This is a genomic window from Reichenbachiella sp. (assembly GCF_965223055.1).
Lineage (GTDB): Bacteria > Bacteroidota > Bacteroidia > Cytophagales > Cyclobacteriaceae > Reichenbachiella.
The window spans coordinates 282,764-295,630 of record NZ_CBDCVM010000005.1 but is presented as its reverse complement, the minus strand read 5'-3'; the positions used below and the strand labels follow the sequence as shown (position 1 = coordinate 295,630).

The following is a 12,867-nucleotide window of genomic DNA, read 5'->3' as shown; positions in this document are numbered from 1 at the left end:
ATGCGAATATTGCTGCAACCAAATACTAATTAAGGCAAGAAAATGTATGTTCTGTCAAGAATGGCAAGACGAAGTACCTGATGGCGAAGAGAAACCGAGGGATCAGTCAAGTAAATCATTTTCAGAAAGGCATCCAGATGCCATTAAACCATTTCAAGCCTACTGGGCTACTTTTTCTCGACTTCATTATACGGCTAATGTTTTTATCGTATGCACCCTTATTTTTTTTATTATTCAAATTTTATGGTTAGCCCTGGGCGAGGAAGAAATTTATCTGGTTTCTTTTGCTCTTTTTTGTATACAGATGATGTTTTCATGGGCGGGTCTCGTATGGGTTTACAAATTAATCGACACCCATTATAATGAATTTTTAAAATTGATTCCTAATGTTTCGAAGAAAGCAGAACATGAAATTTTTCTCAAGCATCAGAAAATCTTCAGAAACAGAAATATGATAATATGTGGGGCTTTGTCTGGAGTAGTAGCAGCCGCAGGTGACTACTATTTGGGAACTCCATTTGTTACACAGGAGGCTAGGATTATTTTTGCTGTTTTTGAGTTTGCAAACATGTTTTTTGCTGGTGCAGGGGCATATAGTCTCTTTTGGTTTGCAGCTTTTATAAGTAGCCTGAGCGAAAACTCGAAAATTAAGGCTCTAATCATTTCAAAGTCGAATGTGGCAAACACGATTGGTGATGTTCATCTTAAAACAGCAATACTTGTGCTCATGCCGCTGAGTCTCGGAATTGTCGCCAAAGTAGTCGGAGATTGGAGTTGGTACTCTGAACATATGGCTTGGTATGGATTCTTTTCACTTATCATCATAGTTTATATTTTTTGGCCCATAGATAATATTCACCGATTGTTGGTAAAAGAAAAGGAAATGGAACTTGATAAAATTGGCAAGAAGCTGAAAAAAGCACATTCTGATTTTCATATTAGAGCAAGTGAAAGAAATTTGGCTCGACTTCGTTCACTTCAGGAATTGGAAAATATCTTGGAGAGTAAAAACACATGGCCTTTTGACCTGAAGAGTCTTTCGGCTGTGTTTGTCTCAATAATTTTCCCAATATTTTTGATGATTGCCGATAAATGGAGTCTGTTTGAAAAAATGACAACTTGGCTCCAATCTCTTTAGACCTCATTAAGCAAATCACAGGATTCGTATTCTTCTTGTCATTTCGAGAGTAACTAGAAATCCTAAATTCCAATAATTGTGGTCATAATGTTAGTGAGATTTCTCCCTTCTGGTCGAAATGACACCTTAATTTAAGAAATTGATTCTGCTATGATATAGAGCAATCTAGAATCACCATTCAATCATTTCCATTAATTTACCCTTCTTTAAACCTTACAAAATGATGAAAAAACTTTTCTTGAGTGCCATGACAGCTTTGTGCCTCATTGGTTGTGAACAAAAATCAAAAACTCCTTTTGATACTTATTTTAACGATCAAACTCTTCGTATCGATTATTTCCATACAGGAGATGCCAAGTCTGAAAGTGTGGAAATAGATCAGTTGTACTCGTACGACGGTTGGGCTGGCAGTATCGTCAATTTGGTTGATTCACTCAATTACGGAGCCTACTATTACAAGGTCTATGACAAAGCCTCAGGTGAATTGATTTACTCCAAGGGGTTCGATAGTTATTTCAAAGAATATCAAACCAGTACACCAGCTATTAATGGCGAAGTGAAGCAGTTTCACGAATCTGCCATTATACCTCAACCGATTAAGTCGGTTGTTTTTACTTTGCAAAAACGAGACAAGAGTGGAAGTCTCAACGAAGTGTTCCGAACCGACATTGATTTGGCTCAAGCAGTGGCGGGTACAAAAGATGAAACGGTAAATGTGTACGCTAGCCTGGATAATGGCGACCCGCATGTGAAGGCTGATATCTTGATTGTAGGCGAAGGTTATTCTACGGATGACAATCAAAAATTTCAGGAAGACCTGAAAAGATTTACCGATGTATTTTTCAAAGCTGAGCCGTGTAAGTCGTATAAAGACCGGTTTAATATTAGAGGTGTATTGAAGCCATCTGAAGATAGTGGCATAGATGAACCGCGCGCAGGTATAGATAAGAATACTGCCGTAAGCGCCACGTTCAATTCCATGGGATCGGAGAGGTACTTGCTGACTGAAGACAACAAAGCTCTAAGGGATATTGCCGGGCATGCGCCGTACGATGCCTTGTATATTATGGTGAATCATAGCCGATATGGCGGAGGCGGTATTTACAATTTTTACTGTACCTATACCTCAGACAATATCTTTAGTGAATACCTGATGGTGCATGAGTTTGGACACTCGTTTTTCGGGTTGGCGGATGAGTATTACACCTCTTCTTCAGCTTACAATGATTTTTATCCGCAGGGTTATGAACCTGCCGAACCAAACATCACGGCGCTACTCGATCCGGAAAATGTTAAATGGAAACATTTGTTATCTGAAGGCATCGAATTACCTACGTCTTGGAACAAAGCTTTTTATGACAGTACCAGCTTGAAGTGGCAAGCCGAGCGTCGCATGCTGAACGACAGTATCGCAGCTTTGAAAAAAGCACAAGCATCGGCCGAGGCCATTGCTGCGGCTGAGCAATTGTATGATGAAAAGGTAACGGCTGAAGATGCTCGAGTACAGGACTTTTTAGAAAACGCAGATTTTTCGAAAAAAATAGGTGCTTTTGAAGGAGCTGGCTATGCTTCTGAAGGTATTTATCGTTCGTCGCCAAATTGTATCATGTTTACCCGTACTGATTACTTTTGCCCGGTTTGTCAGGAGGCTATGATTGATGTGATAGAGTCTTATGCGAGGTGATTTTGTTTATGGCACCTTAGAATAACTTTTGATTAATTTAAATAGAAATCAATTGAATTAGTTCTTTAATAATTTATAATAATTAAACTCATTATCGTTTCCTGCAATGTTTATGAAATACAACCCTTTGGGATAGTTCTTCACGGAATGTGTCCAGAAGTTGTTCGATATTGTAATGTTATCCATTACTTGACCGTGGATATTTACAATCTCCACTGAAAAAGGGAAGTTAAGTTGTTCAGTTTGAAATTGAATATAGTCTGAGGTGGGGTTGGGATAAACAAGAATATCTACACTTGGTGAAGTGCTGACGGCTGTTACTAGAATTGAAACTTCATCACTAGTAGCTGTGAGACAATCTTCAGATACTGTACTTACATAATAGTCTCCAGATTCGTAGGCATAAAATGATGACTCTGTGCCATTTTCTAGCGATTCACCATTCAGATACCACTGATTGCCTTTATCATTACTAGACACCAAAATTGTCGCAGTTGTGTTACTTTCTTTAATGGAAATCACAGGATCACTGGGGTTGATACAGAACGTTTGTTCAACTTGGGCACCGTTGTAAAATTCATTTCCTTGTTGCTCAGCATAAATGGTGGTGCTTCCATAACTAACTATTCTAGCTACATTTTCATCGATTTCAACATTATCACTGTTTGTATAAAATTGAATATCTAATCCAGAATCAGATACAGCGTTTAGGGCAAAATCTTCATCACCAAATCTTTTCACAGGAATAGGATCAAAAGATACAATTTGATCCAACTTTGTAAATGGAACTTTAAACAATTCAACACCATATGCTTTGGAGTTGGCTGAAAAGTAAATCCACCCGTCCAAATAGACTAATTCGAGTGGATCATAATCGGCAACCAGTGTAGTACCAGTATCTGAACCATCTGTTCTCCAAATCTGATTGTTTGCTTTGAAATACAAAAAACCTCCCACCTCAGTGAGTAAATCTGGAAAGGAACTTGTCGTTCCTTCTGAAATCTCAAGTATTTGTGTTCCTTCGGATGTCCCATCTGAAACCCACAACTCGTTTCCATGTATTCCATCATCCACAGAAAAGTATAAGTTATCACCTGCGACGAATAGGTTAGTGAAACTCAGGTCTGCATCTTCGTTCTCCGAATTTATATCCACTACTAATGTTGTTCCGTCTTCAGTACCATTGGTTTTCCACAAGGACCAGCCTACACTGGCATCAAATGCTGAGAAAAAGATTTCTTGTTTAAAAGAAGTAAGAAACCGTGGATTAGATCCTTCACTGGACTCTATAATATCAGAGACTAACACTGTGCCCGAAGTAGTGCCATCCGTTTTCCATAATTCTCGACCATGAATGCCGTCATCAGCAACAAACAATAGCTCTGACCCAAAAGGTTCATATGAGTAGGGATATGATGACTCAGAACCTGAATTAATGTCCTTCAAAATTTTGGTGTTTTCTTCTGTGCCATCTGTGATCCAAATTTCATTCCCAATAGACCCATCATTTGCTGAAAATATGAATTGACCATTGATAGCCCCTCCATCAAATGACTCTATTGCGCTGCCTGAACCCACATTGATATCTTTTAATATTTTTGTGCTGCCTACAGTCCCATCCGTAACCCAACATTCATATCCATAGACATTGGTACCACTAGTCACACCCAACATGAAATACATCTTGTCTCCTGCGACGCGTGCATTATTTTGAACTAAACCTAACCCAGAAATATCGGAACTATAATCATCTATCTTGGAGAGGCCAGTTGAAGAGAATTCATAAAACCTTTGGCCAATAAAGTATATCAAACGATTATTCAATTTCCCAATAAAATAAATACTTCTCGAAAACTCTTCAACTTCATTTGTACCTTCAATTGAGCCGTCACTTTCATAAATCGAACTTTCATTGATTGATCCTCCATAAAAAGCAACTTTATTGTTTATTTCTTGAATGTGCAATTTGGAATCAAATGCATTAATACTTTTTGTTCCGGGGAGAATATCCTTAACTAAAGTGGTTCCTTCGGTAGTACCATCAGTGGACCACAGTTCTGTTCCATGAGTTTCGTCCTTGGCAAGAAAAAGAACCTTTCCTTTGTAATTTGCCCAGGACCTTGGAATTGATGATTCAGAACCAACATAGATATCTTTTAACATGATGGTGCCTACTTCAGTACCGTCACTTATTCCTAATTCTTCACCATAAGAGTCGCTATAAATGGGGAAAACCATTTGATCATTGAGAGTAGGAATATCATGGTAAATACTTACAGTTCCTTCGAAATCAGCGATTGTCTCTGTATTCAATGCCGTTCCATCAGTAGACATTAGGAAACTGGAACGGGGGCTGTTTTTAATGCCAATTCCATAAAAAAGACCTCCTAATTCAACGCCTGCATCGATATATCCGGTACCTAAAATAACAGTACCTGATTCAGTTCCATCAGTAATCCAGTGACTACCTCCAGAAGTAAATACCAATTGATCACCAAATGGAATGAAAGACTGTACATGACCAGTCATTTCTGTTACTAACTGTGTGCCCTCAAGCGTTCCATCACTTATTCTGAGTTGATAATTTGATTCGTTATTCGTTACAAAATGTAATTTACCATCAAACTCAATCAAATAGTTAATATAATTATCACTCTCGAGTAATTTTAAGGTCCCTTCTTGAGTACCATCACTTGTCCACAATTGAAAGATAAATTGGTCTTCCACGTATGTACCAATCACATAAAACAGGTGCGAATTGACTGCTAATCCTTCATATGCCTGTATGTAAGAATCACCATTTGAAATTGTAGCAAATACTAGAGTACCATCTTCGGATCCGTCACTTGACCAGAGTTCCAGGGTGTTACTTGTTGTGCGCCTAGTTCCAAAAATTTTGCTATTGTCAGTTATTAAAGAAGTGAGGTCGTTGTCCAATTTTTTAATCAAATGAGTACTAGCGGCCGTACCATCTGTTGACCATAGATCCCAAAGGTATTGGTTTTGCTCTTTTCCATCTCTACCAAGAAAGTACAGGATGTTATCAAGACAGACAAAGGATTCTACTATGCCATCGTTATGACCTTTATTCAAGTCAAGAACTAAGGTCGTACCATCAGAAGTTCCATCTGTTTTCCATAATTCTTTCCCTAATTCATTATCAATTGCAAAATATAAATAATCTCCGCACTCATAAAATATGTCGTTATAGTGATTGTCCTCCAGGACTGATGCTGGATCTGTATTAATATCTTTAACGAGCTGGACTTGTGAATAAAGAAGGTGTGGTAAAATAAGGACAACTATTGTCCCAAAAATCTTGTGCATATGAGAAAGTAATGTTTCTGTAAAAGTATATACTTTTTATTCCTTTTTAGGAGAATATTATATGGCTCTAATAATCCAGAGCACATGCATTAAAGTTGCAATCTAAACCCTTTGTCATTTTGAACGAGCTAACCGAAAGAAGGAGAAGAGAGAAATCTTAATGCAACTAGCTGTGACATTAAGATTTCTATGGTTTGTCAGACTGCCGGTGGTTGAAATAAGAAATACTTACTTCACCTCTTTCAAATGTTTATCTAAGAATTTCAGCACTTCTTTTGAGGCCGTAATATTATTTTCCTTCTTTTTGAAGCCATGTCCTTCGTCATCGAAGAGTACATATTCTACAGGCACATTATTTTTTCTGGCTTCTTCTATCATCTCGTCCGATTCTACCTGGAGTACTCGAGGGTCATTAGCTCCTTGCAATACGATAAATGGCTTTGTAATTTGATGAGCAAAAAACAATGGAGATTTGTTATATAGTGCTACCGAATCTTCAGTATTAGGGTTTCCCATTTCCGTATATAATGCTTCTCTGAAAGACTCCCACCACGGCGGGATAGACCTGATGGTTCTCAACCAGTTGGTCACGCCGAAATAATTGACACCAACAGCAAACTCTTCAGGTGCAAAGGCCAGTGCGGCCATCACCATATATCCGCCATAGCTTCCTCCCATGATCCCAATCTTATCAGTGTCTATATAGTCTAGTGTAGCCAAAAATTTCTTCGACTCTATACAATCTTGTAAATCATCCTGTCCATGTCTCAAATCGTCAGCCGCATAGAATGTTTTGCCGTACCCGGAACTCCCCCGATTATTCACCGCCAGGACAGCGTAACCATGATTTACAAAATATTGAAGCCTTGGCGTATAGTTTAATCGGGTCTGACCACCAGGGCCACCATGAATCATCAACATAGCAGGTACTTTTTCTCCAGGCTTCAATCCTTTGGGTTTGTATAAAATCGAAGGTATTTGCATGCCATCAAAAGAGGAAAATCGGATCACTTCTCCGGCAACTAAATCATCCGGATTGATTTCTTTGCTCATGGTATCCGTGAGTTTTTTGTATTCACTTGTACGGAAGTCATACACATACAAATTTCTTGGCGTACTGGAATTGGTCATGTAGAAACTCATCAGGTTTTCACTTTCTGAAATTTTCACGCCAGAAATATCGCCTTCGGGCAATCCTGAAATCTGTAATGACTCTCCTGTTTGGCCATCAAAAAATTTAACCTCAGTTTTTGCATCGTTGTTGATGACGGATACGCGGTATTTGCCAGTACGAGATAAATAGGAATAATAGATATCCCAGTCTTCTTTTTCTACTACCCGGCTTTCACCAGTCATAAGATTATAAGCTTTTAAGTACATAAATTCATAATCTTCATTGGTCAAATAGAAGAGTTCTGTGCCATCCAGGCTAAAAAACTCTGGGCTGTAGTCAGCGTCGCCTTCATGTTCGCTGATGAGTTTTGTTTCACCAGTTTCAACGCTGTACAGGTACATGTTTGAATTGTTGGTCGTGATAGACTCATGCAGTGCGATAAACTTCTCATCATTCGAAATGATACTTGGATTGAGTCCTTTGTCATTCTGATAAAATAGCTGTGTTTCGTACAGCTTACTTTCATTCCCGATATCATCCAGCTTGATCCAATACAAGTCGAAAAATCTTTGGTCTCTTTTGTTAGAGGTCAAGAACATTTTTGTTCGGTCATAGTTCCAGCCATAGAAGTTGGCTTTAGCCGCAGAGTCTGGTGTCAGGTCTTTCGCCATTCCATCCAATTGATTCACATAGACATGCGTGATTTCATTTCCTCCTTTGTCAGAGGCAAAAAGAAAACGATCGTCATTAGGAAAATACGACATAGGGAAAACACCGTCATCAGTAGCTTGAGTCAGTTGCTTTTTCTCACCTGTTTCAAGTGAAATTTCAAATGCATTGTACACACCAGATTCTTTGCTGCCAAGCAGGACTTTGCTTTCATCTGGTGAAAAATATCCGCCGTAGATTTCTTTCACATCCATGAATTGCTCGATGGTGTATTGCTGCGGTGGTTGTTCTTGTGGCGTTTGCTTACAGCTGAACGCGATAAGGCTCAGGCCAATAAATGCCTGAAGGGTCTTGGTGAAGTTCATGATAGATTGTTGTTCGTTTAAGCCAATAAGATAAGCATTTATGTCTTGCTAAAGAAAGTTCTAGCCTAACGGTATTTATTCCTCTAATTATTTATGTAATATTATCGTTCCATCGGTCGTGTAGCAGCCAACCGGTCAGCAGCCCTTTTGAGAATTTTTTTATTGTATGTAAAAATATAGTGCAGATAAAGTGCATAGTATTTACATAAATGTTGTACACCATCGTGGAGTCTCTATGAAAATAATGAATAAACTAATTTTTGGCATGTCCTTTTGCTTTTTGAGCACGCATTTGTTTGCGCAGATGAATAACGCTGAATACAGATTTAAAAAAAACATTGACAAGAAAGTCGTTAAATCTTATGTAAGCAAAGGAATTATAGAAAAGGGCGAGATCGTACTTGCCTATTGGAGAATTAACACAGATAAATACTCCGGATCTTTAGCAATAGAAAAGGCGACAATTCTTACTTCTGATCGAATAGTTGACTACTCGGTGGTTGGCGAAAGTATTATTAACAAAACTGTGTCTCTAAATGACGTAATAAGCATCGAATTAAATGATAGTAAATCCTCGATTTACATTTCATTAAATGAAGGAGTAGAATTTAACGAAAAGTTCAATGAACGAAGATTATCTAAAAATGGGGCCATTTTTACTTCCGTCATGTCAGACCCTAACAAAGGAATAGAGTTTTATGATCTACTCAAAAGACAATGGAACCTATCGCCAAACTATGTTAACAATCAGAAGATATACAACGAATTTTTTGACGAACAAGGAGAATATATTCTTAGGCCAAGCGATCTCTATTTTCTCAAAAAGATGGATGAGTTTAAGGCGCAATTAGACAGTACCTCTCTTAATGTATTTAGATATTCTGCTTTCATCTACTACTTTAAACAGAAGAATATTTTTGAACTTGCATTTGATAGAGACACGGATAGTTATTCTCTGCTTCGTCTCAAAGTAAGCGAATCGCAAAAGGATGGAAAAAACAACACCAATTTATTTTTGAACTATAAATATGTCATAAAGGATAAGTATGAACTTCCTTACAATGCTCGGGGTGTAGACTATTTAGAGGCAGAGGAAATGACAACTGATAAGATAGAAGACATTATCAAATTCCTTATTCAAACGTAAAGCACGGTCTACAACATGGTCTTCCATGAATAACCCAATGGCGGTTCTAAGCAGTCCGAGGCTTTTTTGGCTTCTGGTTGCTTCAGGAAAAATCATGGAGAAAATCAGAGATTTCCCCTACTTTGTGTCCGAAACATTAAATCAATCAAAAACGCTACGTGACATAGACAGTCGTTATCCCATGACTCCCTTCCGCACATATCGAGACCCATTAGAAGCCGAGGCGCTGATTGAGATTTTACAAAAGCATAATATTCCTTTTGAGCGTACATTTGAAAAACCCAGCGTTCATAATCAGGGTAATTTCGACTATGTGGGAAGCAATCCTTTCGACTCTGACATTGTCATCAAAATCCCAAAGTCGGACTTTTCTAAAATGGAGGTCTTACTAAAGAAAGATTAGAATTAACTTAACACTTCAAAGAAGTCAACTACTGATATGAAAAAATCTCTGGTATCACTCCTGCTCATTTTTATCACTTATTCTTTCGCCTTTTCATGGGGCCAAACGGGTCACCGTGTAGTTGGGCAAATCGCTTATGACCACTTGACTAATAAAGCCAAGAAAAACATCGCGGCTTTATTAGGAGACGAACACTTGGGTATGGTGGGCAATTACATGGACTTTATCCGATCGGACAGCACCAATGATTTTATGTCGCCCTGGCACTACTGTACCATTCCGGAGGGAAAAACGTATCAGGAGGCCGGTGTACCGGAAGAGGGTGATGCTATTCAGGCCATTACCAGAATCATGGCCGAATTGAAAAGCAAACAATTCACCTATGATTCGGAGTTGGAAAATCTAAAGTATCTGGTGCATCTGGTAGCTGATATTCACCAGCCGTTGCATGTTGGCAATGGCGAAGATATGGGCGGCAACAAGGTAAGAGTAGACTATATGTGGGACAAAAGCTTTAATCTGCATCGTGTATGGGATGCGGGCCTGATCGATAGTCAGAAACTGAGCTACACCGAGTATTGCGACTGGATCGATCATGCCTCGGATGATCAGATCAATCAGTGGCAGAGTGAAGGCCTTATGGTTTGGGTGGATGAGGCCATAGGCTATAGAAAAAGTGTTTATGACATTCCGGAAGACGGCAAACTGAGGTATGAATACAACTACAAAAACATCTCAATTGTCAATGAGCGTTTGCTCAAAGCTGGTATCCGGCTGGCGGGAATCTTGAATGAAATTTATGGGTAGTAAATGTTTGATTTTGGTCACAAAACCAACATCGGAGTAAAGTCATAGCCCTGCTTGTCGGGGCTATCTCATGCGGCTCATAGTTCATCCGTAATAGCCTACTAACCACAGATGGATCAACCGGACGGTGTCGGGTGATGACGAAGACTGAATGGATAGTACCTATCAATCTCCCCAACCCTCTTCTCCAAAAGGGAGTTTTCGCTCACCTGTAAAAGCAAGTAATTCCCCCTTAGAAAAAGGGGGTTAGGGTGATTTGATGCTCTGTTAGCGCGACCTGCTAGAATGAACAGCTGCTCTATTGGTGAGGGATGCCACAATAAATGCGGCAAGTGGCTGAAAGTAGGAATGACTAAGTACCTTAAAAAGGCAAAGCATCTAGTTGCACATTGCCACCTGTAATAATCAACCCGGTTTTCTTACCTGCAAACTGCTCTTTGTTTTTGAGCATGGCTGCTACAGCTACTGCACTCGACGGCTCGATGATCACTTTCATTCTTTCCCAGATGAGTCGCATGGCATCCACGATTTCTTGCTCCTCTACACGATATACATCCGCTACGTGCTGTTTGATGATTTCAAAGTTGAGTTTCCCAATAGATACCAACAGTCCGTCGGCAATTGAATCAGGGTTATCCACGCCTACTAGTTTTCCAGATTTAAATGACCGATAGGTATCATCCACGTTGGATGGTTCTGCCAAGATCATTTTGGTAGTAGGACTAATGTAGCTTAGCGCCAAAGCCGAGCCCGCTGCCAAGCCACCGCCACCTACTGGTGATATCATAAAGTCAAGATCCGGATGCTCTTCGATAAACTCCTTCGCACAAGTGGCCTGACCAGCAATGATTCTAGGGTCGTGAAATGGGTGAACCTGGATGGCGTTGGTCTCCTCCATGATTTTGGCGCAAGCCGCCACACGAGCCTCTTCCGTTGGCTCACAGAATGTAATCTCTGCTCCATATTCTTTTACCGCGTCTTTTTTTACCTGAGGAGCATTGTCAGGCATCACGATGTAGGCTTTGGCTCCAGCTACCTTGGAAGCCAAGGCTACGGCCTGAGCATGGTTACCCGAGGAGTGGGTAACAAACCCATTGACACGATCCTCAGGTCTATAAGACATGATGATGTTAGAAGCTCCACGCATTTTGAAAGCACCTACTTTTTGGAAGTTCTCACATTTGAAAAACACCTCACCTCCCACCATTTCGTTGATGGTTTGAGAAGTAATGATTGGAGTTCGTACAATGTATTTGGTTATACGTGTGTGCGCACGTTTGATGTCACTAAGACTTGGTATTTCCATAGTTAATAAATCCGCCCTTTAAGATTATGCAAGCTTCAAAGTTAATCCGAAATAATTTCTAATACGCGATTTGGGTAGTCTGAAATGATGCCATCAACTTCCCAACTTAGCACCATTCTAATATCTTCTGTTTCATTGACCGTCCATGGTATAACTTTCATACCCTGATCCTGCAACCACTTTACTTTTTCTTTATTAAGCAAATGGTAATAGCAGCTGTATATTTCCGGAGTGAAACCTAGGTTGTTGAGGTTTTCCTTAATAGGAAGCGGGTTTTCCACTAACATCGCTAATTTGATCTCAGGGTAATTTTCATGAAAGAATTTTAGAATTCTAAAATCAAATGATTGCACGTTTAGCATGGTGGTATCCATCTCGGTAGTGATAAAGTCGTATACCAGTTTGGAATATTCTTCAGGTGCCGGGTGATAGCTAGAATCTCCCACCGGATGGCTTTTGATCTCTATATTGTACCGGACGGCTGGTAAATTATTCTTCTCTAAATAATCATTCACTGCGTCTACCACTTCTTTGAACAGTGGCTTATGCAATTTCATTAACTCCTGTTCCGGAAATTGTTTTTGAAATTTGGAGCCGACATCATATGTTTTTACTTCATCATAACTCATTTGATAAATGTTATGCGTCAACTCCTCTTCTTTTTCAATGTGGTTTCCATCTGGTGTTGTAGCAAACTTATGAGACATGAAAGTGTCGTGACTGACGAGCAATTGCTTGTCTTTGGTCACAGCCAAGTCCAACTCCAGGGTGGTCACTCCTAGCTCCAATGCTTTGATAAAAGCGGGGATAGTGTTTTCCGGCAAAAGGCCTCGTGCGCCACGGTGGCCCTGAATATCAAGGTTGGCGTATTTCATGTTTTTGGAATTTGATTGACAAAATGTGAATG

Annotated in this window: 9 protein-coding genes; 5 read left to right on the top strand and 4 right to left on the bottom strand. The window is 39.5% G+C overall.

Annotated features, from left to right (window positions below; translation table 11 throughout):
• Positions 1 to 46: 46 nt before the first annotated feature.
• Both ACOQO5_RS04270 and ACOQO5_RS04265 read left to right on the top strand, forming a co-directional pair.
• Complete coding sequence (locus ACOQO5_RS04270) at positions 47 to 1,138, top strand: hypothetical protein (protein WP_420580446.1); 1,092 nt, start codon at positions 47 to 49, stop codon at positions 1,136 to 1,138.
• Positions 1,139 to 1,358: 220 nt separating this feature from the next.
• Entirely contained in the window at positions 1,359 to 2,822 is a 1,464-nt protein-coding gene (locus ACOQO5_RS04265) for a M64 family metallopeptidase (RefSeq protein WP_420580445.1), read from the top strand.
• Positions 2,823 to 2,879: 57 nt separating this feature from the next.
• Here the strand turns inward: ACOQO5_RS04265 and ACOQO5_RS04260 are convergent, their stop codons facing one another.
• Together ACOQO5_RS04260 and ACOQO5_RS04255 are read right to left on the bottom strand one after the other, a co-directional pair.
• Entirely contained in the window at positions 2,880 to 6,149 is a 3,270-nt protein-coding gene (locus ACOQO5_RS04260; RefSeq protein ID WP_420580444.1) for an ELWxxDGT repeat protein, read from the bottom strand.
• A gap of 228 nt (positions 6,150 to 6,377) precedes the next feature.
• Positions 6,378 to 8,297, bottom strand: coding sequence for a S9 family peptidase (locus tag ACOQO5_RS04255; protein ID WP_420580443.1), 1,920 nt, complete (start codon positions 8,295 to 8,297; stop codon positions 6,378 to 6,380).
• 244 nt (positions 8,298 to 8,541) lie between these two features.
• Between ACOQO5_RS04255 and ACOQO5_RS04250 the strand changes: the two genes are divergently transcribed.
• From ACOQO5_RS04250 to ACOQO5_RS04240, 3 genes are all read left to right on the top strand, one after another.
• Positions 8,542 to 9,444 (top strand): hypothetical protein, encoded by a 903-nt coding sequence (locus ACOQO5_RS04250; protein WP_420580442.1) that lies wholly within the window; start codon positions 8,542 to 8,544, stop codon positions 9,442 to 9,444.
• 94 nt (positions 9,445 to 9,538) lie between these two features.
• On the top strand, positions 9,539 to 9,847 hold the full coding sequence (locus ACOQO5_RS04245) for a hypothetical protein (protein ID WP_420580441.1): 309 nt from the start codon (positions 9,539 to 9,541) through the stop codon (positions 9,845 to 9,847).
• A 36-nt stretch (positions 9,848 to 9,883) separates the two neighbouring features.
• On the top strand, positions 9,884 to 10,654 hold the full coding sequence (locus tag ACOQO5_RS04240; protein WP_420580440.1) for a S1/P1 nuclease: 771 nt from the start codon (positions 9,884 to 9,886) through the stop codon (positions 10,652 to 10,654).
• A 361-nt stretch (positions 10,655 to 11,015) separates the two neighbouring features.
• Here ACOQO5_RS04240 and ACOQO5_RS04235 read toward each other — a convergent pair whose 3' ends face one another.
• The gene (locus tag ACOQO5_RS04235) at positions 11,016 to 11,960 is read right to left on the bottom strand and encodes a threonine ammonia-lyase (protein ID WP_420580439.1); all 945 of its coding nucleotides are present in this window, start codon (positions 11,958 to 11,960) and stop codon (positions 11,016 to 11,018) included.
• 41 nt (positions 11,961 to 12,001) lie between these two features.
• Entirely contained in the window at positions 12,002 to 12,835 is an 834-nt protein-coding gene (locus ACOQO5_RS04230; protein WP_420580438.1) for a glycerophosphodiester phosphodiesterase family protein, read from the bottom strand.
• Positions 12,836 to 12,867 lie beyond the last annotated feature (32 nt).